The 26,364-nt window shown below is 70.3% G+C and carries 24 protein-coding genes and 1 pseudogene; 11 read left to right on the top strand and 14 right to left on the bottom strand.

The window, feature by feature from the left end; translation table 11 throughout:
• The first annotated feature begins 16 nt into the window (after positions 1-16).
• On the top strand, positions 17-874 hold the full coding sequence (locus BQ9890_RS05110) for a DUF4232 domain-containing protein (protein ID WP_143226242.1): 858 nt from the start codon (positions 17-19) through the stop codon (positions 872-874).
• Positions 875-1,192: 318 nt separating this feature from the next.
• On the opposite strand, the gene BQ9890_RS16835 is transcribed toward BQ9890_RS05110, so the two are convergent.
• The 7 genes from BQ9890_RS16835 to BQ9890_RS05085 all read right to left on the bottom strand — a co-directional run bounded on the left by BQ9890_RS16835 (position 1,193) and on the right by BQ9890_RS05085 (position 6,427).
• Complete coding sequence (locus BQ9890_RS16835) at positions 1,193-1,690, bottom strand: AAA family ATPase (protein WP_407638873.1); 498 nt, start codon at positions 1,688-1,690, stop codon at positions 1,193-1,195.
• Positions 1,691-1,702: 12 nt separating this feature from the next.
• Positions 1,703-1,888 carry a hypothetical protein gene (locus tag BQ9890_RS05105; RefSeq protein ID WP_075889870.1) on the bottom strand — a complete coding sequence of 62 codons (186 nt, stop codon included), beginning with the start codon at positions 1,886-1,888 and terminating at the stop codon, positions 1,703-1,705.
• A gap of 255 nt (positions 1,889-2,143) precedes the next feature.
• Positions 2,144-2,803, bottom strand: coding sequence for a DUF5701 family protein (locus tag BQ9890_RS05100; RefSeq protein ID WP_230297830.1), 660 nt, complete (start codon positions 2,801-2,803; stop codon positions 2,144-2,146).
• Positions 2,804-2,924: 121 nt separating this feature from the next.
• Positions 2,925-4,559, bottom strand: a complete 1,635-nt coding sequence (locus tag BQ9890_RS16830; protein ID WP_075889866.1) for an alpha/beta hydrolase — start codon at positions 4,557-4,559, stop codon at positions 2,925-2,927.
• 409 nt (positions 4,560-4,968) lie between these two features.
• Complete coding sequence (locus tag BQ9890_RS05090; protein ID WP_230297829.1) at positions 4,969-5,907, bottom strand: type II toxin-antitoxin system HipA family toxin; 939 nt, start codon at positions 5,905-5,907, stop codon at positions 4,969-4,971.
• A gap of 9 nt (positions 5,908-5,916) precedes the next feature.
• A complete protein-coding gene (locus tag BQ9890_RS16185; RefSeq protein WP_230297828.1) occupies positions 5,917-6,198 on the bottom strand; it encodes a HipA N-terminal domain-containing protein in 282 nt (93 codons plus the stop codon).
• Positions 6,182-6,427: a helix-turn-helix domain-containing protein gene (locus tag BQ9890_RS05085; RefSeq protein ID WP_043536705.1), complete on the bottom strand. Its 246-nt coding sequence runs from the start codon at positions 6,425-6,427 to the stop codon at positions 6,182-6,184. The genes BQ9890_RS16185 and BQ9890_RS05085 overlap by 17 nt, the downstream gene beginning before the upstream one ends.
• A gap of 357 nt (positions 6,428-6,784) precedes the next feature.
• Here BQ9890_RS05085 and BQ9890_RS16180 point away from each other — a divergent pair, with 357 nt between their 5' ends.
• Both BQ9890_RS16180 and BQ9890_RS16175 read left to right on the top strand, forming a co-directional pair.
• Positions 6,785-8,260 (top strand): excinuclease ABC subunit UvrA, encoded by a 1,476-nt coding sequence (locus tag BQ9890_RS16180; protein ID WP_230297827.1) that lies wholly within the window; start codon positions 6,785-6,787, stop codon positions 8,258-8,260.
• A gap of 16 nt (positions 8,261-8,276) precedes the next feature.
• Positions 8,277-9,284, top strand: coding sequence for an excinuclease ABC subunit UvrA (locus BQ9890_RS16175; protein WP_230297826.1), 1,008 nt, complete (start codon positions 8,277-8,279; stop codon positions 9,282-9,284).
• A 238-nt stretch (positions 9,285-9,522) separates the two neighbouring features.
• Here the strand turns inward: BQ9890_RS16175 and BQ9890_RS05075 are convergent, their stop codons facing one another.
• Both BQ9890_RS05075 and BQ9890_RS05070 read right to left on the bottom strand, forming a co-directional pair.
• Entirely contained in the window at positions 9,523-11,067 is a 1,545-nt protein-coding gene (locus tag BQ9890_RS05075; RefSeq protein ID WP_230297825.1) for a catalase, read from the bottom strand.
• 92 nt (positions 11,068-11,159) lie between these two features.
• Positions 11,160-11,633 (bottom strand): Fur family transcriptional regulator, encoded by a 474-nt coding sequence (locus BQ9890_RS05070; RefSeq protein WP_075889862.1) that lies wholly within the window; start codon positions 11,631-11,633, stop codon positions 11,160-11,162.
• 215 nt (positions 11,634-11,848) lie between these two features.
• Between BQ9890_RS05070 and idi the strand changes: the two genes are divergently transcribed.
• The 6 genes and pseudogenes from idi (at position 11,849) to BQ9890_RS05040 (ending at position 17,888) form a co-directional block, all read left to right on the top strand.
• The gene (idi, locus tag BQ9890_RS05065; RefSeq protein WP_078062240.1) at positions 11,849-12,451 is read left to right on the top strand and encodes an isopentenyl-diphosphate Delta-isomerase; all 603 of its coding nucleotides are present in this window, start codon (positions 11,849-11,851) and stop codon (positions 12,449-12,451) included.
• Positions 12,448-13,341, top strand: a pseudogene (locus BQ9890_RS16170) (polyprenyl synthetase family protein). Before idi ends, BQ9890_RS16170 begins: the two are co-directional and overlap by 4 nt.
• A 153-nt stretch (positions 13,342-13,494) precedes the next feature.
• Positions 13,495-14,352 (top strand): phytoene/squalene synthase family protein, encoded by an 858-nt coding sequence (locus BQ9890_RS05055; protein WP_075889860.1) that lies wholly within the window; start codon positions 13,495-13,497, stop codon positions 14,350-14,352.
• Between the two features lie 67 nt (positions 14,353-14,419).
• Entirely contained in the window at positions 14,420-16,240 is a 1,821-nt protein-coding gene (crtI, locus tag BQ9890_RS05050) for a phytoene desaturase family protein (protein WP_075889858.1), read from the top strand.
• A complete protein-coding gene (locus tag BQ9890_RS15195; protein ID WP_075889854.1) occupies positions 16,237-17,004 on the top strand; it encodes a lycopene cyclase domain-containing protein in 768 nt (255 codons plus the stop codon). The genes crtI and BQ9890_RS15195 overlap by 4 nt, the downstream gene beginning before the upstream one ends.
• The gene (locus BQ9890_RS05040) at positions 17,001-17,888 is read left to right on the top strand and encodes a prenyltransferase (RefSeq protein WP_075889852.1); all 888 of its coding nucleotides are present in this window, start codon (positions 17,001-17,003) and stop codon (positions 17,886-17,888) included. Before BQ9890_RS15195 ends, BQ9890_RS05040 begins: the two co-directional genes overlap by 4 nt.
• Before the next feature lie 66 nt (positions 17,889-17,954).
• On the opposite strand, the gene BQ9890_RS05035 is transcribed toward BQ9890_RS05040, so the two are convergent.
• From BQ9890_RS05035 to BQ9890_RS05020, 4 genes are all read right to left on the bottom strand, one after another.
• Positions 17,955-18,944, bottom strand: a complete 990-nt coding sequence (locus tag BQ9890_RS05035; RefSeq protein ID WP_075889850.1) for an aminotransferase class IV — start codon at positions 18,942-18,944, stop codon at positions 17,955-17,957.
• Positions 18,935-19,963, bottom strand: coding sequence for an o-succinylbenzoate synthase (gene menC / locus BQ9890_RS05030; RefSeq protein WP_268258657.1), 1,029 nt, complete (start codon positions 19,961-19,963; stop codon positions 18,935-18,937). The genes BQ9890_RS05035 and menC overlap by 10 nt, the downstream gene beginning before the upstream one ends.
• Before the next feature lie 131 nt (positions 19,964-20,094).
• Positions 20,095-20,784: a MurR/RpiR family transcriptional regulator gene (locus BQ9890_RS05025; RefSeq protein WP_075889848.1), complete on the bottom strand. Its 690-nt coding sequence runs from the start codon at positions 20,782-20,784 to the stop codon at positions 20,095-20,097.
• The gene (locus tag BQ9890_RS05020) at positions 20,781-21,569 is read right to left on the bottom strand and encodes a GNAT family N-acetyltransferase (RefSeq protein ID WP_075889846.1); all 789 of its coding nucleotides are present in this window, start codon (positions 21,567-21,569) and stop codon (positions 20,781-20,783) included. The genes BQ9890_RS05025 and BQ9890_RS05020 overlap by 4 nt, the downstream gene beginning before the upstream one ends.
• 124 nt (positions 21,570-21,693) lie before the next feature.
• Between BQ9890_RS05020 and BQ9890_RS05015 the strand changes: the two genes are divergently transcribed.
• On the top strand, positions 21,694-22,872 hold the full coding sequence (locus BQ9890_RS05015) for a M20/M25/M40 family metallo-hydrolase (RefSeq protein WP_230297823.1): 1,179 nt from the start codon (positions 21,694-21,696) through the stop codon (positions 22,870-22,872).
• A gap of 108 nt (positions 22,873-22,980) precedes the next feature.
• On the opposite strand, the gene BQ9890_RS05010 is transcribed toward BQ9890_RS05015, so the two are convergent.
• On the bottom strand, positions 22,981-24,519 hold the full coding sequence (locus BQ9890_RS05010; protein WP_075889844.1) for a serine hydrolase domain-containing protein: 1,539 nt from the start codon (positions 24,517-24,519) through the stop codon (positions 22,981-22,983).
• 226 nt (positions 24,520-24,745) lie between these two features.
• Between BQ9890_RS05010 and BQ9890_RS05005 the strand changes: the two genes are divergently transcribed.
• Positions 24,746-26,278 carry a C69 family dipeptidase gene (locus BQ9890_RS05005; RefSeq protein WP_230297822.1) on the top strand — a complete coding sequence of 511 codons (1,533 nt, stop codon included), beginning with the start codon at positions 24,746-24,748 and terminating at the stop codon, positions 26,276-26,278.
• Positions 26,279-26,364: the final 86 nt, after the last annotated feature.

The following is a 26,364-nucleotide window of genomic DNA, read 5'->3' as shown; positions in this document are numbered from 1 at the left end:
CGGGCACCGTGGGGACATGGACTCACACCCGTCAGATCAGGCCCCGGCCCCGGCTCGGACTCCTGCCCTGTGGTGGACGGTGGCGGTGGTCGCCGCGTTGGTGGCCCTGGTGGCGTGGTGGGCGATGGGCAGAGGAGGCGTCGGGTCGGGATCCGATCAGCCCCGGTCGACAGGGGTCGCGTCACCGACCGTGACGGCGAGCCCCGATGCACCCCAGTCGGTCGGGGAGCCCTCGGAGGGGGAACTCGGCAGCGGGTGGGACCGGGCGACCCTCTCGCCGGTGCCGGAACCCTCCGGCCTTGACGCCGACCAGCGCAGCGCCCTGCTCCGGCTCGACGCCACGGCGCAGCAGAGTGACGAGTCCTGCAGGGCTGAGGACGTCGCCTTCTTCCTGCGCGGCTTCGACGTGGCCATGGGTCACCGCTACTCACACCTGATGGTCACCAACACCTCCTCGCACACCTGCACGGTCCAGGGGTACCCCGGCATCGGTGGATACGGGGACTGGGGGTCGACGTTCCTGTGGACGGCAGAGCAGAGGAACCTGACCGGGTCCACCACGTCCGGCGAGGACGAGCAGCCGCTCATCACCCTCGCGCCCGGAGGGATCGCCGCTGCGGACCTGGAGTGGACGGGGGAACTGGCAGGCGCCGGTGCTGAGCGGCTGTGGGCGTTCGCCCTCCAGCTCACCCAGGGGCAGACGCCAGCGCTGTTCGTCCCCCCGGGCGAGGACCCGCTTGAGGACTCCAGCACCTGGAACAGCTCGCAGGGTGACGGAGACCCCTCGCTGGCCGAGGCGCGCGCCCAACTGGAGGACCTGGACATCGGCATGCTCACCACCGTTCGGATCGGTGCGTGGCGGGAAGTCGACTGAGTGGTTCCCGGGCATCGCGAGGGCGGTCACACAAGCACCCACCAGCAGAAGGCCGCGCTCGATGCGCTCCGCCTGCGCAAGATCGAGCTCGCTGACCGGGTACTCGTCGTCAACCCGGCGGGTACATCGGAGAGTCCGGGAGTCGAGAGATCGCCCACTCCCTTGCCGCTGGCACACCGGTGTCGTTCAGCTGTCACGCCCAGGCGGTCCAGTCCGGCGGCGAGCGGGGATGGAACCCCGATCGAGTCTCAAGCGCACGCGCCCCGGGGATCTCGGATCCGTGTCACCCAGATGACAGGACGCCACGCCTCGGACCTGTCACTCCAGATCGTCAGGTTGCGCGGCGGAACGCTTGGCGCGGGCCCGCTCGAGTCTGCTGGCAAGCCCGCCAGCGAACGCACTGCCGACGTCGAGGATCCGGTCGACCGTTTCGTCCCCTACCTGCTTGGCAACGCCGACACCCTCAACGCCGGACTCGAGAGCCCGGTCCTCCAGGGGTGTGGGGCGGAAACCCTCGAAGACGTCCTTGTGGGAGTGGGAGGGGTGGAACTGGACGATCGTCGTGCTGCCGGGTGCGAGATGACGGGCGACGGCGCGGGCCAGATAGGTCTTCCCGGTCCCGGGGGGGGACCGTGGAGGATCACCTGACGGCGGCGGTCGAGCAGGTCGATGAAACCGTCCAGCCAGGGCATGTCGATGGTGGTGCGGTCGGCGAGGGCCGTCGTGGCGGGGGAGAGCAGCAGCTCGACCGGTGCCGGGACCTGTCGCGGGACCGGCTCGCGCTCGGCGGTCGCCGGGGAGCCCGGAGAAGGACACGGGCTCCGGGCTTCACCCGACCGCGCGACGCAGCCGCTGGCGGTCATCGGCGAGTTCCAGCGGTCTGCTGATCGTGGCGAGCTGGGCGTCGTCACCGACACGGACCAGGACCAGGTCCCCGACCTTCATGCGCGAGGCGTCGGAGATGCCCGGTCGGAAGGTGTCGGGGAGGGCCAGCGGGAGCAGCGTGTTGCGCATGGCGGAGTGGAGTTCGCGCCCGGTGTCAGGGGTCCAGCACGGGGTGTCGCGGTCGAAGACGGAGCGACCGTCTCCGAAGAGGGGTTCTGCGCTCCCCGGGGCGTGGCTGCCGCGTCAGCGGGGAGAGGACTCTGCAGGCTCAAGTATGCGACGGTCCGTCGCACCTCCTGACGGCATCGCGGCAGAAGTCACCGGACCGCAACCCGATGTCTGACGGCCGCGTGCACACTGCGGCTCACCGACACGGACAGCGCCTCACGCCGCTCGGTCGACGTCCCCCTCGGCCGAGGCGATCCCCAGCCAGGTGTGGCGGTTGCGCCACCAGCACCAGCCGAGCTTCGGGGCGTTGCGGTGCTCGGCACCGTCGCGGCCCGTCCCTCCGCTGATCCACAGTGCGGGGGTGCGGGTGTCGAACACCGGCTCGCCCGCGCGTGAGGATCCCTTCTGCTTCCGGGAGGCGATCGTCATGAAGCAGGCGTTCGTCTCGATCACCCCGGGATCGGTGAGCGCCCAGCTGAGGCCCTCCTGCAGGGTCAACCCACGTCGTCCGGTGGCGTCGAACTCACGCAGTGCCTCCTGCGGGGAGGCATTGCGCAGGTCGTCGCCACGGCTGACACCGCGCACCAAGTAGAGCGGCGAGTCCGGGAGCCTCACGCCCACGGGGAGGAACTCGTCGACGTCCGTCATGTCCGTGACGACGAACCCGGCCTTCCCCTCACGCCTCATCAGGGGGGCCAGGTCAGAGGCCCGGAACCACCGCGGGTGCAGGCCCACCAGTGCGACCTCGTCGGGCACCTCCTGGAGGAGGCGGTGGGCCGCCGCGCGCACGGCGCCCGCGTCGAGGGAGACTCCGAACGCCCCCGAGGACTCCAGGAGCCCGATCTGGTCGCCGACTGACAGTGCTGGTTGCCGCATGGGCCCTCCCGGGGTTGATGGGGATGCATCCATGGACCACAACGCGTCGAGCGGTGATCCATTCCCGCCGGTGCCCGGACCCCAGCGCCCGGTACCCCGCCCCGGAAGGGGGGGCGCAGGTTCAGTGGCGCGGCGAACGGGCGGCGGGACGCGGACCCATGTAGGCGGCGAACCAGCGCTCGGTCTCGGTCCAGACGACTTCGCGGACGGGGGCCGCGGAGAGGGTGACGTCGTGCAGCGCGCCCTCGACCCGCACGATGGTGACATGGCTGCCCAGGTCGGGGGACCTGCGGGCCACCCCGACGACGTCCAGGACGGTGTCGGTGCGCATGGCTGCCTCGCTCCACACCAGGGGCAGGCTCGACGAGGCGCTGAGCAGCACCAGGACGGGAACGGTGATCCCCAGACCCTTGGCGACGGTCTCCTGGCCCTGCAGGATCGCGGAGAGCCACGCCGGCGTCGCGTGCCACCCCGCGTCGGAGCGCAGGGTCGGGTCGTAGTCCCACTCCCCGTCGAAGCGGGAGGAGATCGAGCGCGTGTAGACACCGAGGTCCACGTTGACCATGCGGTTCTGTGGGGCCAGCGCAGCATGCACCCGCACCCCCGGCTCCAGCAGGCGACGCCCGATGTTGCGGGTCTGGAACTCCAACCACGGGGAGTTCAACACCAATCCGTCAGCCCACCCGGGATGGCGCGAGACCCACAGGCTGAGGATGAGGCCCCCGGTCGAGTGCCCCACCAGCAACAGCTTGCGGCGCTCGGGATCGGGTTCCATGTGCGCGGCGTCCTCGAGGGTTTCCCCCGGATGGGCGACATGGCGTGGCTCGGACCCGGCGACGTGAGCCGACGACGGGGGAGTGGGCGGGGACCCGGCACCGATCCGGCCCTCGTCAGCGGGGGGCGCGGTGGCTGCCGGTGACGGCGGGAGTTCCGCGGACCCCTCGGGACCCGTGGGGGAGGTCAGGAGGTTCGGCGCCGGGTCTACTGCTGGGGGAGCGACGCTCCCGGAAGGATCTTCCGCCGACGCGGGACCCTCCCTCAGGGGTCGGGACTCCGCTGCCGTGGATCTGCGGGAGAGCGGGTCGGAGAACAGTGCGCGCACGGCGGCCGCCGCGAGGCCTCCCGCCGGGAGCGGACCCGTCAGGGAACTGAGCGCTGTCGGCGCGCTGCCCTCCGCACCGACCAGTGCGGTGCCGCCACCGGTGGCGTCGGTGGCGGCGGGGGCCGGGTGACCCATGGCGACGAGGGCGGCCCCGATCTCCTCGTCATAGGTGGCAAGGTCCCGGATGAACCCCGGGGTCTGGTGCTCGCGGATGCTGCGGCCGTACTTGCGCAGGTCCAGGGCGAAGAAGCGCGCGCCTCGGCGCTCCCAGAAGTCGGCCACGTGGGCCTGGAAGAAGTAGTCGTTCCAGCCGTGCACGTACAGCACGTCCACGCCGACATCGGGGGCGCCGTCCTCGTGGATGCTCCCTGCTGCGTCCTCGCGGATGCTCTTGGCCTCGCCCTCGCCGGGGTTCCCGGCGCTGCCCTCGTCGGTGCGCCCTCCGGCCCCCGCATCCGCACCCGATCCCGCTCTCCGCGCAGGGCGCACGAGCGTGGCGACGACGTCACCCTCCTCGTCCGGTGCGAGCTCCAGCGTGAGGCGCTCGAAACCGGGGAGGATGTCGGGCCCCCAGCCGTCGGCCGCGGTGGGCGGCGGGGGAGCGCCGGCGCCGTCGTCCGGGTGCGCCGGGGGTGTGCTCTGTGGATCGCTCACACCCCCAAGGTACGGCTGCCCCCGGGCCGCGGAGACCCGGTATCGGGATTCGGATCCGGAGCGCAGCACGACGCCCCGTGCCACGACGTGGTGGCCCGGGGCGCTGTGGTCGGTGCTGGAGAGGTCAGGCCTCGTGGGCCTTGGCGTCGTGCTTGGCCTTCTTGGCCGCCCGCTTCTCCTTGAGGGTCTTCCCGGCGGGGGTCTTCGAGCCGGACTTCTTCGGGGACTTGTCACCCATCGGATCATCACCTCCTCAGGTGTGTCGGTGGTCACGTCACGTCGAGCCTACGCCGGATCGGCGGTGGCCGACACCCGCACTTCGTGGCGTCGGTGGTCCTCCGCCCGGAACGAGTCCGTGGAATGTCCGGGGACCGGGGGACGCGGGACGTCGCTCCCAGCCGATCGGTGACTACCGCGGGGCTCCGCCGACGGGGAGTCCGCTGCGGAGATTGTCGACAAAGGAGGTGATCTCATCGAGCAGTCCGTGGAAGGACCCGGCGAGCGGTGTCTCCTCGTCCAGGATCGCCGCGATCTCGTCCAGGGCGTCAGATGTCCGCTGCTCGGCATGTCGGAGCCCCCAGGAGGTGAACTCGGCGACGAGGTCCGCGCGGGTGATCTCCTGATGGCGGTACGTCCCGTTGACAGCGAGCGCGAGTCTGCCGTGGTTGGGCCCGTGGGCCTGTGGAACCACGTCGTAGGCGGGTGCCAGGAGCGTCTCCCCGGTGGAGGGGTGCAGGAGAGCGATGTTCTTGGTGTGCATGTCGAGGTTCCCCACGGCCACCGACAGGACCACCATCCGCGCCAAGTGGTGCAAGTCCCGAGCACTTGCGTACTGGCTGAGGACCTCGGCAACCCTGCGGAGGCTCACCACCCCACCCATCTCCTGGTACTTCTCGTTGTGCTCCGCGCCGAGGGCCTGGCTGAGGTCCTCCTGGTGCACACGGGTGCCGTCACTGCGGTCGTAGCGTTCCACCACCAGTGCCGCCAGACCGTCGAAGTCCGCGACCGTCGTCCCGAATGCCGCCAGCCCCATCCGTCGGGAGAGTCGCGAGCCGAACTCCTCGTCGAAGATGACGGTGCCCAGCGTTCCCCCCAGCTGCGGCTTGAGGATGTGCGTGGTGGGCTGACCGCCGACTGCCTGGGCCCACCCGGTGGGGGTCCTCACCAGGACGATCTTGGGTTGGACACCGCCCAGGGAGGACTTGCCGGTACTGGCCTCATTGGCGAGTGGTGAGCCGACGGGGTCCTCGAGCATCCTGCGGACCTGTGGGGGCGAGAGCTCCCTCAACCCCGGGGAACGGGGCTCGGTGGGATCGTCGAGGTCCCAGATCTGGAGAGCCCCCGCCACGTCGCGACCTTACCGGGCCAGGAAGGCGGGTGTGTCACCCCGGATGAGGTGGCCCTGGGCCAGCATGTGCTCGTACTGGCTCCCTTCCGGCAGGAGCTCGGCGAACCAATTGCGCCGGCGCCTGGCATGGTCCCTGCGCTGCCTCGGGGCCAGGGGGATCGCGACGGAGAGGATCGTGCTGTTGGCCCCGAAGCGTTCGATCGCCTCGGGCGACGGGAGGAAGTCGAAGGTCCGTGCGTCGCCGTCGATGGTCCCCACACGGATCCCGTGCAGCTCAACGGCGAGTCGCATCGTCGTCGTCCCAAGTGGCGGTGAAAGTGATCCCGGTGGCACGGGCGAGCTCCAGGAGTCGACGCAGGTGGATCGTGGACTTCCCTGTCTCGAAGGCGCTGACCGTGCTCTGTGTGATGCCGAGCTCGCGGGCGAGGTCGGTCTGTGACAGACCCTGGGCCATCCTGGCCTGCTGGAGGGCGAGTCCGAAGTCTGCCGGTGCGCGAAGACGTGCGCTTCGTGTGGGCATGGGAGGCCTCCGATCGACTCGTATCAGGATTTCAGTATACCGTGGGAGTATCGTGAAATCCATATACTCGGGCGGTATCGGTTTTTCACGATAGGTCGGGGTCCGTCGACGACGCCCGGTGACCTCGCCGGTGTCGGTTGCTTCCGCCGGTGTCGGGTCCATCGTGTCCGTTGCCGGATCCACCTCCTGCGGCACCCGCACCCGGCAGGAGCGACCCGCGGTGAGCCGTCCAGTGGGCACGTCCGGCACCGGGACTGCGCCGCGGCCGCGCCTGCGTAGCTGACCGTCAACGTGTGGCGGCGTGCGGGCCGGACCGGGGAACCCGCCCCACCCTCGTGCGCTCCTACACTGCGGGACATGGCTGCCTCCACTCCCACTCCCACCCCCCGCCGCCGGGGCCCCGACGCCATCGAGGTCCGCGGCGCCCGGGTCAACACCCTGCGCGACGTGGACATCGACATCCCTCTGGGACAGTTCGTGGGCATCACGGGACTGTCCGGCTCGGGCAAGTCCTCCCTGGCCATGGGGGTCCTCTACGCGGAGGGCTCGCGGCGCTACCTCGACGCCCTGTCGACCTTCACCCGGCGGCGCATCAGCCAGGCCGCCAAGCCCGACGTCGACCGCGTGTCCTTCCTGCCCTCCGCACTGGCCCTGCGCCAGCGCCCGCCGGTTCCCGGCCCGCGCAGCACCGTGGGCACCATGAGCGAGGTCCTCGCCGTCCTGCGCCTCGTGTACTCCCGCATCGGTTCCCACCTGTGCCCCAACGGGCACCGCCTCCCGCCCTCGTACCGGCAGGGGATCGCGGCCACGCGCACCTGCCCGGTGTGTGGGGTGGAGTTCGACGCGCCCAGCGCCGAGGACTTCTCCTTCAACACCCTGGGCGCGTGCCCGAGGTGCCACGGCCTGGGCCAGGTCCGCGAGATCGACCCCCACGGCATCGTCCCCGACCCCTCGCGCACCATCTCCGAGGGCGCGGTGGCCCCTTGGCACGGCCTCATGCACTCCAACATGCCCTTGGTCGCCGCGGAGCTCGGCGTGCGCACTGACGTGCCCTTCGAGGACCTCACGGACGAGGAACGTGAGACGGTCCTCCACGGCCCCGAGGTGACCCGCCGCATCGTCATGCCCACCAGGAGCGGCCACGTCATCACCCTCAACGCCGCCTACGTCAACGCCTACGACTCCGCCGAGCAGATCGCCGACGAGGGGACCGGCGGCGCCACCTCCACCCGCGCGCAGCGCTTCTTCGTCATGCGGCTGTGCCCGGCCTGCCACGGGACCCGCCTGGCGCCCTCCGCGCTGCGCACCACCGTGGACGGGCGCACCATCGCCGAGGCCTGCGACCTCACCCTGGGCCAGCTCGAGGCGGCGGTGCCCGGCATCGAGGCCTCCGTCCCACCCGACACCCGCGACCTCGCCCACCGGCTGTGCACCGAACTGCACCGCGCGATCGCGCCGTTGAGGTCCCTGGGACTGCACTACCTGGCGCTGAGCCGGTCCGGGGACACGCTCTCGACGGGGGAGCGCCAACGCATCCGGCTCGCCCACACGGTCCTCTCCAGGTCCACCGGCCTCCTCTTCGTCCTGGACGAGCCCACGATCGGCATGCACCCCGCCAACGTCCACGGCCTCATCGGCGCGATCGGGGCCCTGGTCGACAACGGCAACTCCCTGGTGGTGGTCGATCACGACGTCCAGGTGCTGCGCGCCGCCGACCAACTCGTCGAGATGGGCCCGGGCGCCGGCGACCGGGGCGGGCGCGTCATCGCGCAGGGCAGCGTCGCGGAGATCGAGGCGACACCCCGGCTCCCTCATCGCGCCCTTCCTGCGTGAGGACCACCCCGGACGCGTGCGTGCGCAGAGGGAGGTCCACCTCGACGAGGGCGACCCCGCGCTGCGCGTGCACGTGGGGGACCGGTTCAACCTGCACGACGTCACCGCCCGGTTCCCGCTGGGGGTGATGACGGTCGTCACCGGGGTGTCGGGTGCCGGCAAGAGCGCCCTCGTCCTCGACAGTCTGGTTCCCGCCCTGGAGGCACGCGCCGAGGGGCGCCCACTGCCCGCCCACGTGCAGGACCTCGACGAGGGCGGGATCCACCGTGTGGTCACGGTGGATGCCACCCCCATCGGTCGCAACGCGCGCTCCGCACCCGCCACCTACTCCGGGGTCTTCGACCCGATCCGCAGGCTCTTCGCTGCCACCCCGCAGGCGCGGGAGCGCGGTTGGAGGACCGGGCACTTCTCCTACAACACGGCCGCCGGGCGCTGCCCCACCTGCCAGGGTCTCGGCGAGCTGAGCCTGGACCTCCAGTACCTGCCCGACGTTCCCATGCGCTGCCCGGACTGCGACGGGAAGCGCTACAACCCCGAGACGCTGGAGGTCACCTGGGAGGGCCGCACGATCGCCGACGTGCTGGGCCTGGAGGTCTCCCGCGCCGCCGAGGTCTTCGCCGGGGAGCAGGCGATCGCGCGCGTGCTGCAGTCCCTGGTGGACGTGGGCCTGGGCTACCTGCGTCTGGGGGAGCCGACTCCGTCCCTGTCCGGGGGTGAGGCGCAGCGTCTGCGCCTGGCCACCGAGCTGCGTCGCGGTCAGCGCCACCAGCTCTTCGTCTTCGACGAGCCCTCGATCGGCCTGCACCCGCGCGACATCCACACGCTGCTGGGGGTCTTCGACCGCCTGCTCGACGCCGGGGCGACCATCATCGTCATCGAGCACGACACCGACATGATCGCCAACGCCGACCACGTCATCGACATCGGCCCCGGTGCCGGGGACGAGGGCGGCCACGTGATCGCCACCGGGACGGTGGAAGAGATCCGGGCCGATGCGGACTCGGTGATCGGACGGTGGTTGTAGGGCCCGGTGCTGAGGGCTCGGTGGTGGGGGCCCGGTGGTGAGGGCTCGGTGGTGAGGGCTCGCTGGTGAGCGGGTTCCGAGGGCGATTCGCACCGGCTGCGCGACCTCCGGGAGCCCGCTGAGCCGGCGGGGTCGGTGACAGCACCGGGCGGCCACCGTCCCCCGTCGGGACGGCGGCCGCCCATGGGTGCCGCGTGGTGCGGGTGGCCCGCCTGCTGCTCAGTGGCCCGCCTGTCGGTCAGTGGCCGGCCGGCGCCGGGTCCGACCCGTTGGTGGCTGGGGCGGTGGCGTCCGAGGAGGTCGCGCCTGCCTTGGCGCGGTAGGTCCTCTCGATGCTGTCCCCGACCTCCTGGTCGATGTGGCGCCAGTACTCGAAGACGTGGGAGAGCACGGGTTCCACGACGCCGTCCAGGAGGGAACCGGTCACGGTGTCGACGAGGCGGGTGCGCTGGTCATCGTCCATGACGTCACGCACCAAGGTGTGGGCCTGGCCGAAGTCGTCGTCCTCGGCGTGCAGGGTGTAGGCGGTGCGCACCAGCTCGCCGTCGGCCTCCCACCCGTTGTCCACCGGACCCTGCTGGTCCTGGTAGGCGCGACCGTAGGAGTTCGGCGCGTAGACCGGGGCGTCCCCGCTGTGCAGGAACTGCATCGCGCCCTCCTTGTCGTAGGAGTTCGTCGGCGTGATCGGCCGGTTCACCGGCAGCTGGTTGAAGTTGGTGCCCAGCCGGTTGCGCTGGGCGTCCGCGTAGGCGAAGGTGCGGCCCAGCAGCATCTTGTCGGGGGAGACCCCGATGCCCGGGACGGTGTTGGCGGGGCTGAAGGCCGCCTCCTCGATCTGGGCGAAGTGGTTCGTCGGGTTCTGGTTCAGCGTGAAGTGGCCGACCGGGATCCTCGGGTAGTCCGCCTTCGACCAGACCTTGGTGAGGTCGAAGGGGTTGAAGCGGTAGGTCTTCGCGTCCTCGTAGGGCATGACCTGGACCTCGACGCGCCAGGAGGGGAAGTCGCCCCGGTTGATGGCGTCGAACAGGTCACGGCGATGGAAGTCCGCGTCCTTGCCGGCCAGCTCGGCGGCCTCCTCATTGGTGAGGTTCTCCACGCCCTGCTCGGTGAGGAAGTGGTACTTGACCCAGAACTTCTCCCCGGCCTCGTTGACCCACATGTAGGCGTGGGAGCCGTAGCCGTTCATGTTCCGCCAGGTGCGGGGCAGGCCGCGGTCACCCATGAGGTAGGTGACCTGGTGGGCGGACTCGGGCGAGAGCGTCCAGAAGTCCCACTGCATGTTGTTGTCACGCAGGCCGGAGGCGGGCATGCGCTTCTGGGAGTGGATGAAGTCGGGGAACTTCATGGGGTCGCGCACGAAGAAGGTCGGGGTGTTGTTGCCGACGATGTCGTAGTTGCCGTCCTGCGTGTAGAACTTCAGGGCGAAACCGCGCACGTCACGCCACGTGTCGGGGGAACCCAGCTCGCCGGCCACGGTCGAGAAGCGGGCCAGCATCGGGGTGCGGGTACCGGGCTGGAAGAGCTTCGCCTTGGTGTACTCCGAGACGTCCTCGGTGATGACGAGCTCACCGAAGGCGCCGGAGCCCTTGGCGTGGGGGCTGCGCTCCGGGATGCGCTCCCGGTCGAAGTGGGCGAGCTTCTCCACCAGTGCGACGTCGTGGAGCATGAGGGGTCCGTCGGGCCCCACGCTCAGCGAGTTCGCGTCGGACTCGCGAGGTGCGCCCGCCTGCGTGGTGGACGTCCTCGTCGAGTCGTGCTGGGCGGTGGGATCGAACGCGGTCACGGTGTTTCCTCCTGGGTTGGGTGACATGACGGGTCGGTGACGCCCTCCCGACGGGAGGACGCAGGACATGATGGGGGTGCGGATCCGGGGATTCAGGACCCGGCGCGACGCTCCGCGGCAGCTGCCCGTTCCCGGCAGGACGGGCACACGCCGCGGAAGAGGACGTCGACGGCCTCGATCGTGAAGCCGTGGTCGTCGGAGGCCTCCAGGCAGGGGGCCTCACCGACGGCGCAGGCGACGTCCTCCAGCCGGCCGCACACGCGGCACAGCAGGTGGTGGTGGTTGTCGTGGTGGTGGACCTCGTAGCGCACCGCATTGCGGGAACCGGTGGAGACCCGGCGCAGCAGCCCGGCATCGGTGAGCGCATTGAGCACCCCGTAGACGGCCTGTGTGGACACGGAGCCGAGCCGTTCGCGCACTGCGACGGCGATCTCGTCCGTCTCGGCGTGCTGACGCCCGGAGACGACCTCCAGGACGGCCAGGCGAGGTGCGGTCACGCGGAGACCGGCACGTCGCAGCTGTTCGCGCGCGTCCAGCTCAGCGCTCTCCACCTGTGTGCTGATCATGGGAACAACATACTCCAAGAAGCGATCAGTTCCAATGCCGGGGTGGTCCGGGACGGGGCGCACACATCCCGGGGAGCGACACCGTGGCACGGGGCGGAGCACCGCTGTGCGCGTCCGGGCCCGCCCGCGCGGCCGGCGGCGTCGTGCGCCCGTGCCGTCAACTGCCGCACCGTCCCGCGCGCGCACCCCGCAGGACCTTCGGGTAGATTCCAGGAATGGAGCCCCGTCATGAGCAGCCGGTCAGTGGCACACCCGTCGTGCACGGCGCCCCCGTGGGGGAGTCCGGGGACGAGCTCGTGGTCCTGTGCGGGCCGGACGGACGCCCGACGGGTTCCGCGCGGAAGGCGGACATCCACACCCACGCCACGCCCCTGCACCGCGCCTTCTCCTGCTACCTCCTCGACGCGTCCGACCAGGTGCTCCTCACCAGGCGCGCGCTCTCGAAGGCGACCTGGCCGGGGGTGTGGACCAACTCCGTGTGCGGCCACCCGCAGCCGGGCGAGTCGGAGTCCGACGCGGCCCGACGGCGCCTCGAGGAGGAGCTCGGCATCGATGTCGGCCCGACGGCGACATTCGAGACGGTCCTGCCCGCCTTCACCTATCGGGCCACGGATGCCTCCGGAGTGGTGGAGAACGAGTTCTGCCCCGTCCTCGTGCTGCGGGTCGACCCCCGGCCCGACATGTCCCCCAACCCCGACGAGGTGGCCGAGTGGGCCTGGACGCCCCTGGCACGGGTACGAGAGGCGGTCGAGGGCGCTCCCTTCGCATTCAGCCCCTGGATGGTGCGGCAACTGGACGAGTGGAACGGTCCCGAATGACGACGGCCTCGGTGCAGGAGCACCTCCTCGGTCTCGTCGACGCCAGACTCGAGGCCTTCCTGGACCTGCGTCGCGCGGAGGCCACGGACCCGTCGTTCACGCGTCTGTGGGACCTGTTGGCCCAGTCCTGCCAGGGAGGCAAACGCATCCGACCCCTCCTCGTCCTCACGGTCGCCACCGGCGCGGGCACGCGGATGGATCCCGCGACCCTGGCCGCGGCAGCCGGTGTCGGGGCCGCCTTCGAGATCCTCCACACCGGATTCCTCATCCACGACGACATCATGGACCGTGACGTCCAGTGACGAGGGCGTCCCACCGTCGCGGCCGCCCTCATGGGTGTGGCCCGCGACGGCGGGGACACCGATGCGACCCACACCGGGGCCTCGGCGGCGATCATCACCGGGGACCTGGCGCTCACCGGCGCCTACCGCCTGCTCGCGGATGCCGACCCCTCCATGTCGCGTGTCGTGGACATCGTCGACGAGGCACTCAGACGCACGGCTGAGGGCCAGCTGCGGGACATCTCGACCACCCCCGCCGCACGTCCCCGTGAGGAGGACCTGTTGGACCTGGCCCGCCTGAAGACCGGGGTCTACTCCTTCGAGGCGCCCATCGCCTGCGGCGCGGTCCTCGGGGGCCTGGGCCCGACGCCCACCGCGCAGCTGGCCGCCGGCGCCCGGGACCTCGGGGGCGCCTTCCAGGTCGTGGACGACCTGCTCGGCACCGTGGGAGACCCCGGACTCACCGGCAAGTCCACCTCCTCGGATCTCAGGCGCCGCAAGCACACGGTGCTCACCGTGTGGGCCGCCGCCCGCGATGCGCGTTGGCCGTCGATCTGGGACGACCTGGGACGGGGGGGACCCCGACGGGGCGGAGCACCTCGCATGTGAGGTCATCGTCTCCAGCGGCGCAGACGACCATGCCCGGGAGCTCTCCGCGGCACTGCACGACTCGGCCCGCACCCACTTCACCCATCCCAGCGTCCCGGAGCCACTGGCCCGGGCACTCGTGGCACTGACCGACACCCTGGAGGCACGGAGCCGATGACACGTCCCACCTCCACTCCCGCACGGCTCTTTGAGCGTGCCGCGCACGAGGCGGCCGCCGTCGTCATCGGGCAGTACTCGACCTCCTTGGGCGTGGCCGTGCGACTCCTGCGGGAGCCGGTGCGCACCGCGGTGCGCGACGTCTACGCCATGGTGCGCGTCGCCGACGAGGTCGTGGACGGGGCCTGCGCGGACCTGCCCACCCAGGAGGTCAGGACGGTCCTGGACCGCTACGAGCAGGACGTCCTCGCCGCCATCCCGCGCGGGTTCTCCACCGACCTCGTCATCCACGCCTTCGCACTCACCGCCCGGAGGGTGGGTATCACCGCAGACCTCGTGGGCCCGTTCTTCGACTCCATGCGGGCGGACCTGACACGCAGCGCACACGACCGGGGAAGCCTGGAGGAGTACGTCCACGGCTCCGCTGAGGTCGTGGGCCTCATGTGCCTGCGCTGCTTCCTCCACGACCAACCCGACCGGGAGGAGGCCTGGGTGCGTCTGCGCCCGGGGGCCGAGCGCCTCGGGGCCGCCTTCCAGAAGGTGAACTTCCTCAGGGACATCTCCACCGACTCGGGGGAGCTGGGCCGCACCTACTTCCCCGGCGTCACGCCCGACACGCTCGACGAGGCGACCAAGTCCCGCCTCGTCACGGAGATCGACGAGAACCTGCGGGCCGCCGACGCAGCCATCGCCCAGTTGCCCGACTCCAGCCGGGCCGCTGTGCGGACCGCGCACCTCCTCTTCGGTGAACTCAACGACCGCATCGCCGCGACACCTGCCCGGGACCTCGCCCGCACGCGCGTGAGGGTGCCCGACACACGCAAGGCGGTGCTGGTGGCACACGGGCATTCCTGAGGGAGGACGTGTCCGTACCCGGCATCGGAGCAGGAAGGCCTGCCCGGCCGGTAGCGGGAGGCACGCGATGAGGAGCACCCGGCACCCCCACGTCACCCGGCGTCCCGCCAGCGGTGCGCCACCCCACGCCCTGGTCATCGGGGGAGGCCTGGCGGGCCTGGCCACCGCGGGGCTCCTGGCCCGCGACGGGTACGAGGTGGACCTCTTCGACCGTGGCCCGGACGTGGGTGGCAAGGTCGGTGAGATCCGCGTCGACGGTTTCCGTTTCGACACGGGTCCCACCTGGTACCTCATGCCGGAGGTCTTCGAGCACTTCTTCGCGCTGATGGGTTCACGGGTGGAGGACCACCTCGACCTCGTCGCCCTCGACCCCGCCTACCGCCTCTTCGCCGGCAGGAGGGATCCCGTGGACGTCCGCTCCGGGGTTGAACGCGTCGTGGAGCTCTTCGAGGGACGCGAACCCGGCGCGGGTGCCGCCGTGCGGGCACACCTGGCCTCGGCGGGGGAGACCTACTCCCTGGCCATGGACAACTTCCTCCACACGAACTTCCAGTCCGTGCTGCCCTGGCTCAACAGGGACGTCCTCGTCGGCCTCCCACGTCTGGTGCGCCTGCTCACGGAGTCGCTGGAGACCCAGGCGTCCCGGGTGGTCCAGGACCCCGTGCTGCGCCAGATGCTCACCTTCCACGCGGTGTTCCTCTCGACCGCGCCCTCCATGGCGCCCTCGATGTACCACCTGATGACCCACCTGGACCTGGAGCAGGGGGTCTTCCACCCCCGCGGGGGGATGCGACGTGTCGTGGATGCCGTGAGGGACGTGGTCCTGGCGGCCGGAGTCCGCATCCACACCCGCTGCGAGGTCGAGGAGATCCTCACCCGTCCAGGTGGCAGGGGCAGGACCCGCGCCACGGTGACGGGACTGAGGATCAGGATCAGGGACAGGGACAGGGACGGGCACGGGGACGGGCGGGCGGTCGACGTGGCGGGTGACGTCGTGGTGTCCACGGCTGACCTGTGGCACACGGAGACCGCGCTCCTACCCGCCCACCTGCGGTCCCACTCCCCGCGCTACTGGGAACACTCCACCGACGGGATCGGGACGGTCCTGGCGATGCTCGGCGTGGAGGGGGAACTGCCCGAGCTCGCCCACCACTCCTTCTTCTTCACCGACGACTGGCAGGAGAACTTCGCCGCGATCTTCGGTGGAGGGCCCCGCGTCCCGGACCCGGCCTCGGTCTACGCCTGTCGCGCGGGCGTCACGGACGCAGATGCCGCGCCACCGGGCTGCGAGACGCTCTTCCTCCTGGTGCCCGTGGCCGCTGACGAGGGAATCGGACACGGCTCCATCACCCGCGGGCACGGGACGGGGGACGTGCCCGGGGACGCCGAGGTCGAGGAGGCCGTCGACCGCGCCGTCGAACAGGTGGCGACCTGGGCCGGCATCCCCGACCTCGCCGGTCGCATCCGCACCCGGGTCACCCTGGGACCCGCGGACCACGCCCTGCTCCACCACTCCCGCCACGGCAACGCCCTGGGACCGGCCCACACGCTGTCCCAGTCCGCCTTCCTCCGCGCGGGATCGGCCTCGCGCCGGGTCGACGGGCTGCTCCACGCCGGGCAGACGACGACCCCGGGCATCGGTGTCCCCATGGCCCTCATCAGCGCGGAGAACGTCCTCAAGCGACTCCACGGCGACACGTCTGCGGGCCCGCTTCCCGAACCGCCCGCCCCTGCTCGACCACGCACCGCGGCGGGTCCGCTGCCGATGGACTCGGTCGCGGCATTGGAGTCGGCCCACGCCCCCGGGCGCAGCGGGTCCGAACCCGTCGGGGATCCGTTCCCCGGGGGAGCGGTGCCCGGGGGCCCGCTCATCGGGGGCACGTCTTGAGCGGCACGGGCTGGTTCTACGGAGGCTTCCTCCTGTGCTCGGCCGCCTGCATGCTCCTCGTGGACCGCCGGTGGCGACTCGCCGTGTTCCGCACCCCGCGCCCCGCGTTGGCCACCATTGCCCTGTGTGTCGTGGTCCTGCTCCTGTGGGACCTGGCGGGGATCGGGTGGGGGATCTTCCTGCGCGGGGCGGGGCCCTGGCAGACGGGGTGGCTGCTGGCCCACGAACTCCCCGTGGAAGAGGTCCTCTTCCTCGCCTTCCTCTCCCACCTCACGCTGGTGGTCGACTCCGCGGCCACCCGCCTGCTCGGGGAGGGCGGACGCCGGGCACGTGTCGTGGAGCTCCTGCCCGTGGCTGCGGCGCTCGTCCTCGTCCCGGTCCTCGTGGTGTCGAGCCACTGGCACGGCGGCGGCGCGTCACTGACCTACCTCGTCCTCGATGCCGCCTTCCTGGCACCCGCCCTCGCGCTGGCCGTCCTGTGGGGGAGAGGCGTCGGGCGCAGCCCCGGGGACCCGTCGACGAGGGCGACACTCGCTGTCCTCGCGCTGCTGACGGCCTTCTTCGACTCACTACTGATCCACTTCGGGATCATCGCCTACGACTGGGCGCTCACCTCCGGTCTGCGCATCGGGCTCGCCCCGTTGGAGGACTTCGCCTACATCGTCCTCACCGCTGCTCTGGCCCCGGTGCTGCTGCGGCGTCTCGGTGGAGCCCGCCACCCGCACGGCGCTCCGACAGGGACCCAGGAGGGAACACGCCGATGAGCACTGTGAAGATGTTGTTCGCAGCGTCGCGGCCGCTGTCGTGGATCAACACGGCCTACCCCTTCGCCCTGGTCCTGTGGCTGCTGACCCGGCAGGTGGACGCCACGCTGGTGGTGGGGACCCTCTTCTTCCTCATCCCGTACAACCTGGCGATGTACGGCATCAATGACGTCTTCGACCACGAGTCCGACCTGCTCAACCCCCGCAAGGGTGGGGTCGAGGGCGCTCTGGTGCCTCGGCGCCAGCACCGCACCGTCCTCGTCGCAGTCGTCGCGACCACGGTGCCGTGGGCGGTGGCACTGGCCGTCCTCGCGGGGCCGGTGGCCGCGGTGGTCCTGGCCGTGGTCCTCTTCGCGGTGGTGGCCTACTCGGCTCCCCACCTGCGCTTCAAGGAGATCCCCTTCCTGGACTCGGCCACATCCGCGACCCACTTCGTGGGACCGGCACTGGTGGGTCTCGCAGCGGCAGCGCCCTCCACGTCGACGCCCCTTGCCTCGCGAGAGGTGGTCGCACCCCTGGTGGCCTTCTTCCTGTGGGGCATGGCCTCCCAGGCCTTCGGTGCGGTCCAGGACGTGATCCCCGACCGGGAGGCGGGGCTGGGGTCGGTGGCCACGCAGATCGGTGCCCGGGCGACGGTGCGCGTCGCGGCAGCCGGGTACGTCCTGGCGGCCCTGCTGCTGCTCCTCGCGGGAGGCGCGGCCCGATGGGTGGCGCCCCTGTGCCTGGTCTACGCGGTCTCCGTCCTGCCCTGGTGGAACGTCACCGACGAGGACTCGGCAGCTGCCCACGCCGGATGGGTGCGCTTCCTCTGGCTGAACTACGTGGTCGGGTTCCTGGTGACACTGGTGGTCATCGCCGCCGTCAACGGGTACCTGCCCACGTGAGGGGTCGGGGCCCGGCGGGAGATGGTCCCGCCGGTGCCGCCTCCGACCGGGGGGATGCGGGTGGTCTCAGTCCCGGTCCTGGTCGAACGGGCTCGGGGCCGTCAGCGTGTACGCATCGACCGCCGCCCGCTGGGTGCGCATGTACTCGTTGGCTGCGCGCGTGAAGGCCAGGTCGGTGGGCACCGGCACGCCGTCCAGCTCGGTGACCGCCTGCACGGTGGAGCCCCCCGTCATCCAGATCTGCTCCGCCTGACGCAGTTCCTCCACCGTCAGGTCCCCGTACCCGACGGTGAGGCCCTGGGACGCGGCGTAGGCGAACATCTCCTGCTGCGTGGTCCCGTGCAGGATGCCGATGCGCGGGTCCGGGGTGAGCAGGGACTGTCCATTGCGCACGATCACATTGGAGCGGGGACCCTCCAGGACATAGCCGTCCATGGTGGTGAGGATCGCGTTGTCGCAGCCCCGCCGGGCCGCTTCGCGTCCGATCGACATGTTCGTGGCGTAGGAGAGGGTCTTGGCGCCGAGCAACAGCCAGGGGGCGCGCTCGACGGAGTCCCTCACGATCTCGCGCGAGAGGGTGATGACGCTGATCTGCTCGGGTTTGGCCTCACTGGGAAGCTTTTCGTCGATGAAGACCCAGACATGGGGCACGCCCGGATCCTGTTCCTTGCCGGGATTCGTGGAGCCGTCGGCGCCCCTGGTGACGATGACCTTCAGCATGCCGGGCTGGTCGGCGTCGTAGCGGGCGACGACATCGGAGAGCGCTTCGACCCAGGCGTCCTCGTCAATGGGCGGCAGGTCGGCGATCCGCGCAGAGAGGCCCAGGCGGCGCACGTGCAGACGCAGTGCCAGGGCCACGCCGTGGTTCACCTCGGTGGCCTCGAAGATGCCGTCCCCCCGCAGCAGCCCGAGGTCGAAGACGCTCACATCGGTGCTGCTCGGATCGACGAACCTGAGGACCTCCCCGATGGAGGGGTCCCGGTGGGTCCCCCCGGGCTGCGCGGTGGAGTGGAAGAGGGCGGTGGGATCGGCCTCCGCCAGAACTGTCACTGCCATGGCGCACTTCTCTCTGTTGGTGTCGTCTCCCGCCCATCCGGATGGTTGACGTCCAGCTCGATCGACTCAAGGGTGTGGGCGTCCATCCATCCGCGGTCCACGTGCACGCCCAGTCCTGGGGTGGTGGGGACCCGGACGACGCCGTGGTCGGCCGTGATGGGAGGGTCGATGATGTCGCGCAGGAAGTACTTCGAGGATGCCGAGACGTCGGAGGGGAGGACGAATCCGGGCAGGGAGGACAGGGCCACGTTGGCGGCGCGCCCGATGCCGAACTCGTGCATTCCCCCGCACCAGACGGGGATGCCGTCCTCCTGGGCGATGTCGTGCAAGCGGCGGGCAGCGGAGAGACCGCCCACGCGGGAGACCTTGATGTTGACGATGCGCCCCGCCTTCAGGGCGAGCATCGTGTGGAGGTCGTCGACGGTCACGACCGACTCGTCGAGGCAGACCGGGGTCCCCATCACCGACTGCAGTCGCGCATGGGAGGTGAAGTCACGCGGGGCGAAGGGCTGCTCGATCATCGTGAGGCGGAAGTCGTCCAGTCTCCTCAGGTGGGAGAAGGTCTCCTCGTCGCTCCCGTATGCGCCGTTGGCGTCGACGTGCACGTCGTGGTCGGGGAAGGCGGAGCGCACCGCGGCGACGGGCTCGAGGTCCCATCCCGGGGCGATCTTGAGCTTGATGCGCTGGTACCCGGCGTCGACCTGTGCCTGCACCTGGACGAGGAGGTCGTCGACGGTCTTCTCGATGCCGAGCGAGACACCGGCCACCACCTCCTCGCGGGTGCCCCCCAGCGCCCGGGCGAGGGGGACTCCCTGCTGCGCGGTCCACAGTGACCAGGCGGCGATGGAGAAGCCCGCCTTGGCGAACTCGTGGCCGCGGATCCTGCGCCAGCTGTCCTCGAGTTCTCCCGGGGTCGCGGCCTCGGTGCCGAGAACGGAGGGCGCCAGGTAGTGGGTGGCCACCAACCACGCGGTGTCGACCGTCTCCGCGCAGTAGTAGGGGTCCGAGGGGGAGGCGATCTCCCCCCCATCCGACCGTGCCGTCGGCGTCCGTGAGGCGCACGAGGATGTGGTCGAGGTGGTCCTTGCGGTGCGAGCTGGTCTGGAACTCGTGGACCAGCCTCAGCCGGACCTTGGCCAGGGCGATCGACTCAATCCTCATGCGGCGCCTCCTCGTCCGGCAGGTACTGGTGGAGCGTCGTGCCGAGCGTGTCCCGCGCGAGCAGACGCCGACGGGCCCCCTTGGCGGAGGCGATGGTGAGCGTGGACAGCAGGTGGCACACGGAGACGATGGGGAGGGGGGAGTCCGCGTAGGACTCCGATCCCGTGTCGACGGTGAGCACCACCTCGCCGATGGGGACCAGGGGTGAGGTGTCGGAGTCGGTCACGACCACGACGTGTCCGCCCTGCTCGGAGTACAGGCGCGCCAGGTCCACGGTCTCGACGCGGTACCGGCGAACCGAGAAGCACACCAGGACGTCGTTCGCGCGCACGTCGGTGAGGACATCGATGGCGTGCAGGGACGTGTCGTCGATCTGGTACACGTTCGCGAGCCCTGCGGCGAGGTCGGCACTGAGCAGGGAGGCATAGGCACTGGACTTGCCCGCACCCATGACGAAGCGGCGTCGGGAGGAGACGATGAGGGCGGCTGCGCGCTGCAGGGAGTCGTCGGAGCAGAGGTGCTCGAAGGTCGAGGCGAGGGACTCCGTCTCCTTCCTCATCACCCTGTCGCGCAGGATCTGCGCGGAGGTCCCGGTCCGGATCCGGGCACGGAAACGTGCGCCCTGGGTGGTCAGACGCCTGTTGTCCGCGTCCTCGGGTGTCGTGGTGCTCGTCGTCATCGCCTCCGTGCGACGGCGAGATATGCCGCCATGTCATTGCCCACACGCTGGCAGTCGACCAGGACCCGGTCGTCGGACATGAGCAGATCGATCGTACGCCGGAGGCGGGAGCCCTCCGCCTGGGAACGGCGGGTACGTCGCCCGGCGACGTACCCCGCCGGGAGTGCCACCCAGACCGCTCCTCCCGGAACTTCGGCCTCCACGATCTCACCGGTGGCCGCATGGGCGATCTCCTCCGGTGCAGCGAGCCCGCGGTGCGCGGCGTAGGGATCGATGTCGTCGCCGAGGGACCAATCGACCAGGAGACGGTCGGTGTCCGGGCGCCCGTAGTAGTCGTGGACGAACTTGATGCCGACGGCGCCCAGGGACCCGAGGTTGAAATGGCCGTTGCGGGCATAGAGGGGGTTGTAGGTCCACCGCATGTGCGTGAACCCGAGTCCGAGGACCACGGCGCGCTGGGCGTCCTCGAGCTGCCAGCCGATACCGTGTCCCTGCCAGTGGGGATCGACCACCGCTGCCTGCGAGTAATGGTACGCATCTTGACCGTCACTGCCCATGAATCCGTAGGCGAAGCCGACGAGTCGCCCGTTGACGTCGCGCGCCCCGACCGCAGTCCCGCCGTTGTCGACGAGAGCGGTCAGGAGGTTCGCATTGAGGGAGAAATCCTCGTTGGCATAGGAGAACACCTCCCGGTAGAGCGTGGACGCCGCTTGGAAGTCGTCGTAGGTGCTGAGCTGCCCGACCCACAGGTCCGGACTCGCGGCAGCGGCAGTTGATGTGTTCACAAAGGATGAATATACGAGTCGTATCATGAGGTTCAAGAAGTGTGTCAGAGTGTGGGACCGGCACCCGTCCGCGCAGTCCCGGGTGGGAGGGTGCGGGAGTCCGCGACACCGACATGGGGCGGGAATGGAGATCGGGATGGACGAGGACGGGAAGCTGGCACCCTCCACCGTGGGGACCGCGGGAAGTGGGGCTCCCGACATGGACTGGGCACTGTCGCGTCTGGAGGAGTTGGTGCGCCTGGAGTCGCCCTCCTCCGACCGGGACGCCAGCCATGCGATCACGGAGAACCTCGCTGCGGGTTTCGAGGACCTCGGTGGAACGGTGCAGCGTTTCGCCTTCGAGGGAGGCCAGCACCTGGTCATCGACCTCCCGGGGGAGGGTGAGCCCCTGCTGTTGGTGGGCCACTCCGACACCGTGTGGGCACGCGGGACCATCGACGGCGAGGTGCCCTGGAGCAATGACGGTACCGTCGTGCGCGGGCCCGGAGCCTACGACATGAAGAGTGGTCTGGTGGTGATGGAGGCGGCACTCAGACGGGTCGATCCCTCCAGGCGGCGCCGCGTCCGCGTGCTCATCACCGCTGATGAGGAGATCGGCTCGCCCGACGGTTCCTCGGTGGTCCGCGCAGCCGTCGAGGGGGTCAGCGGTGCACTCGGTTTCGAAGCGCCCCACCCCGATGGCGCGTTCAAGATCGGACGCCGGGGCAGTACACGGGTGCTCCTGGAGGTCACCGGTGTGGCGGCGCACGCCGCTCTCGACCCGGAGGCGGGGGTGTCCGCGATCGAGGAACTCATCGACCAGCTCCACGCCGTCACGGACAGGGTCCGCCAGGTGTCCGCGTCGGGCACCGAGGTGCTGCTCAACATCGGGACGATCTCGGGTGGGACCCAGGCGAACGTCGTCCCTGACCGGGCCCAGGCACTCCTGGGACTGCGCTTCCTCGACGGGAGCAGTGAGTCCGAGGTGCTCGGGTACATCGACTCCCTCACGCCCGTACGCCCCCGCGCGGGCGTGACGGCGACACGGCTGAGCATGCGTCCGGCCTGGGCCGCGGACGAGGGCGACCGGGCCCTGCTCCAGGAGATCGCCACGACCGCCTCCGGTCTCGGGATCGCGTGCGCTGCACGGCCCGCAGCCGGTGCCGGCGACCTCAATCTCATCGGGGCCCTCGGCGTGCCGTCCCTGGACGGGTTCGGCCCCGTGGGAGGCGGTGCACACGCCGTGGACGAGCACCTGGAGGTTGCCTCCATGGCCGAGCGGATCCGGCTGGTGACGGCCATCGTGGGTGCGCCATCGGCGTGATCCCGCGGGGCGGGAGTGTCGCGGTGTGTGCCGGACCCGATGAACCTGTTCGGTCCGGGTGACGGACTGTGGGCAGCACGCCGACGGAGGTCGCCGGCGCGCTGGGGATCACCGCGGGATCAGCGGACGGAAATGGTGCGTCATGAGGTCCGGGTCCCCGCTCCCGTCCTCGATCGCCTTCTCGATCTCGACACGCTGGATGCGCGGGGGCGAGACCTCGGTCATCTCCAGGCGGCCCTGGACCCCACCGTTGCGGCAGGGGATGCGCCAGACCACCTGTGCGGCGGAAGCCGACCATGACAGGCGGTCCTCGAGCCGTCCTGCCTCACCTGCATCCAGGAGGCCCCCTGCCCCCTCGATGAGTTTGTGGATCCGCGCGTCCCGGACGTCGGCAGGGGCATCGCTGAGCACGTTGGGACTGAACAGGTCAGCGCACTCGGCGATGCTGGCGCGGCCCAGGACCGCCTCGTCGACGCGACGAGCCGCCTGCGCCGTCTCCGGCCACAGCGTGATCTCGCGGGCGGGCACGTCGATCCCGGACAGGACGGCTTCCAACAGCTCCATCGTCCACCGGGCGGTCTTCTGTCCCTCGGTGTTGGTGAAGAGGACCACCCCGACACCGGAGTCCACGTGCCAGCGCATGTTCGAGCCGAACCCGGGCAGGCCGCCGGAATGCTGGGCGAAGGTGCCGAAGCGGCTGTCCTGCTCGACGATGAGCCCCATGCCGTAGCCGACATTGAGCAGGGTCGGGCGTTGGACGCGGTCGTCCGCGGCGATGGCGGTGTGGATCCGCTGCATGCGTCGGCGCTGTGCGCGCGAGAGCACGGAGTCGTCCACGTTTCCCGGGTCGAATGCGCTGGACAACCAGGCCGACCACCGAGCGATGTCGCCGAGGGTGGAGAAGATGCTCCCGGCGCATGCCAGCGCGCCGGTGCCGACGAAGGGACGCTCCAACCATGTCGCACCGGAATCGAAGGTCGAGTAACCGTGGGCGATTCCCTCCGGCGCACCGCCGTCGGGGCCCTCTCCGTGGAAGTCCGATGCGGAGTAGTGCGTGTGGGACAGTCCCAGTGGTCCCAACAGCTCGGTCTCGGCGAACTCGATGAAGGGGCGTCCGGTCACGTTCTCGACGATCAGTCCCAGCACGGCGAAGCCGATGTTCGAGTACTGGTAGAAGCAACCCGGGAACTCCGAGTACCTCAGCCCCCGGGACAGGAGGCTGAGCAGTTCGCGACGGGCGATCCCCAGGTGGAAGTCCGCCCAGGCATTGTCCTCCGGCAGGCCGGAGCAGTTCGTCATCAACATCCGCACGGTCACCGGCACCGGTGTGCCGTGGGTGTCGGCGAAGTCGGGGAACTCCGGAACATAGGCGCTCACGGGCTCGTCGAGGTCGACCTGACCGCGCTCTTCGAGGATGAGGACACACGCGATGCAGAAGCTCTTCGACATCGAGGCAATCCTGTAGACGGTTCCCACGCTCGGCCCACGTCCGTCCAGACGGAACTCGCCGATGCCGCGGTGGTGGAGCACCCCGCCACGATCGAAGACTGCGAAGGACAGTGACGGCACGTGGAGGTCGACCGCATCGAACCAGGTGTCCAGTCGGTGGATGAGGTCGTCGGGGAGTTCGAGCTGCGCACCGGTCATTGCTGGGGCCTTTCTCTCGAGCGTGTCGCGCGAGGGCGGGAGCGGACGACCAGGGCAGATGAGCGGCCACCGGAGTGGACGGGCATCCCCGCCCCGTCAGTTGCGGCCATCGTAAGGAGGGAGCCGAGGCGCTCCGGGACGGCGACCGCGTGCCGGACGGCCGCGCTCGCCCTCGTCCTCCTGGTCCTTCGCAGTTGCGTCCGTGCCTACCATGGTTGCGACTGGCATGATCGACGACTTCGAGGGGGATTCACTCGTGGGCTGCACGACGATTCTGGTGGGCAGGGGCGCGAGCTACGACGGGTCTCCGCTGGTGGCGCGCAACGAGGACTCGGCCAATGGAGAGTTCAACCCCAAGCGCATCGTGGTCGTCCATCCCGAGGACCAGCCGCGCACCTACACCTCCGTCATCGCCCACCTCACCATCGACCTGCCCGAGGAACCCCTCCGCTACACCGCCGCCCCCAACGCCGTCCTCGACGAGGGCATCTGGGGCGAGGCCGGCATCAATGCCGCCAACGTCGCCATGAGTGCCACCGAGACGTTGACCACGAACGAGCGCGTGCTGGGCGCCGATCCCCATGTCGGGTACCGTCCCGCCCGCGGCACCGAGGGGACCCCCGACTTCGTCCCCGAACAGGCCGGTGGCATCGGCGAGGAGGACTTCCTCACCCTGGTCCTGCCCTACATCCACACCGCGCGCGAGGGAGTGTTGCGTCTGGGGGCGCTGCTGGAGCGGTACGGCACCTACGAGGCCAACGGTGTCGCCTTCTCCGACGCGGACGAGATCTGGTGGCTGGAGACGGTCGGGGGTCACCACTGGATCGCCCGGCGCGTGCCCGACGACGCCTACGTGACCATGCCGAACCAACTGGGAATCGACAGCTTCGACGTCGACGATGCACTGGGGGAGGGGCGCGAACACCTCGCCAGTCCCGACCTGCGCGAGTTCATCTCCGACAACCACCTCGACCTCTCCCTGGACGGGTCGCTCAACCCGCGCGACGCCTTCGGCTCGCACTCGGACGCCGACCACGTCTACAACACGCCCCGCGCCTGGTACATGCAGCGCACACTGAACCGCCACAGCGGGGAGTGGGACGGGCCGGCCCCCCGTTACACGCCGAGTTCCGATGACCTGCCGTGGGCGCGCGTCCCCGAACGCAGGATCACCATCGAGGACGTCAAGGACGTGCTGAGCTCCCACTACCAGGGCACTGAGTACGACCCGTACTCACGTCTCGGCACCGAGGCGCAGCGCCACCTGCTGCGGCCGATCGGGATCAACCGTCACAGCCAACTCTCGGTCCTGCAGGTGCGCCCCTACGCGCCGGAGTCGTCGCGTGCGATCCAGTGGGTGGCCTTCGCCTCCAACCCGTTCAATGCACTCGTGCCGCTGTACACGAACGTCGACCGCATCCCCGACTACCTCTCGGACACGACGGCCCGGGTGACCACCGAGAACTTCTACTGGGCCAGCCGCGTCGTCGCGGCACTGGCGGACGCCCACTTCAACGACACGATCCCGGAGATCGAGCGCTACCAGCAGCGGGTCCTGAGTGCCGGGCACGCCAGCATCCGTACCACCGACGAGGGCGTCCCCACCCTGTCGGACGAGGCTGCACTCCGGGAGACCCTCGCCGGCGCGAACGAAGCGCTCGCCGCCACCGTGCGCACCGAGACCGAGGCACTCCTCGATCGCGTCCTCCTCATTGCGAGCAATGGGATGCACAACCGCTTCTCCCGCTCCGACAACTGACCGCATCCAGATCCAGTCGCTGGCGACCCGGCGACCCGGCGGTCCGGGCGTGTGGGCGTCTGGACGTCGGGGCCCAGGGACCCGTG

This window comes from Actinomyces provencensis (genome assembly GCF_900155435.1).
GTDB lineage: Bacteria > Actinomycetota > Actinomycetes > Actinomycetales > Actinomycetaceae > Pauljensenia > Pauljensenia provencensis.
This window is presented reverse-complemented; position numbering and strand designations above follow the sequence as displayed.

Excerpts from the sequence above, each read along its gene's own strand:
- BQ9890_RS05015 (WP_230297823.1), top strand. The coding sequence starts at position 21,694 with ATGGAGATCGGGATGGACGAGGACGGGAAGCTGGCACCCTCCACCGTG.
- BQ9890_RS05100 (WP_230297830.1), bottom strand. The coding sequence starts at position 2,803 with ATGCGGCAACCAGCACTGTCAGTCGGCGACCAGATCGGGCTCCTGGAG.
- BQ9890_RS05025 (WP_075889848.1), bottom strand. The coding sequence starts at position 20,784 with ATGACGACGAGCACCACGACACCCGAGGACGCGGACAACAGGCGTCTG.
- BQ9890_RS05055 (WP_075889860.1), top strand. The coding sequence starts at position 13,495 with ATGACACGTCCCACCTCCACTCCCGCACGGCTCTTTGAGCGTGCCGCG.
- BQ9890_RS16180 (WP_230297827.1), top strand. The coding sequence starts at position 6,785 with ATGGCTGCCTCCACTCCCACTCCCACCCCCCGCCGCCGGGGCCCCGAC.
- BQ9890_RS05035 (WP_075889850.1), bottom strand. The coding sequence starts at position 18,944 with ATGGCAGTGACAGTTCTGGCGGAGGCCGATCCCACCGCCCTCTTCCAC.
- BQ9890_RS05110 (WP_143226242.1), top strand. The coding sequence starts at position 17 with ATGGACTCACACCCGTCAGATCAGGCCCCGGCCCCGGCTCGGACTCCT.
- crtI (WP_075889858.1), top strand. The coding sequence starts at position 14,420 with ATGAGGAGCACCCGGCACCCCCACGTCACCCGGCGTCCCGCCAGCGGT.
- idi (WP_078062240.1), top strand. The coding sequence starts at position 11,849 with ATGGAGCCCCGTCATGAGCAGCCGGTCAGTGGCACACCCGTCGTGCAC.
- BQ9890_RS05105 (WP_075889870.1), bottom strand. The coding sequence starts at position 1,888 with ATGCGCAACACGCTGCTCCCGCTGGCCCTCCCCGACACCTTCCGACCG.
- BQ9890_RS05070 (WP_075889862.1), bottom strand. The coding sequence starts at position 11,633 with ATGATCAGCACACAGGTGGAGAGCGCTGAGCTGGACGCGCGCGAACAG.
- BQ9890_RS05010 (WP_075889844.1), bottom strand. The coding sequence starts at position 24,519 with ATGACCGGTGCGCAGCTCGAACTCCCCGACGACCTCATCCACCGACTG.
- BQ9890_RS16185 (WP_230297828.1), bottom strand. The coding sequence starts at position 6,198 with ATGCGACTCGCCGTTGAGCTGCACGGGATCCGTGTGGGGACCATCGAC.
- BQ9890_RS05040 (WP_075889852.1), top strand. The coding sequence starts at position 17,001 with ATGAGCACTGTGAAGATGTTGTTCGCAGCGTCGCGGCCGCTGTCGTGG.
- BQ9890_RS05005 (WP_230297822.1), top strand. The coding sequence starts at position 24,746 with ATGATCGACGACTTCGAGGGGGATTCACTCGTGGGCTGCACGACGATT.
- BQ9890_RS05085 (WP_043536705.1), bottom strand. The coding sequence starts at position 6,427 with ATGCCCACACGAAGCGCACGTCTTCGCGCACCGGCAGACTTCGGACTC.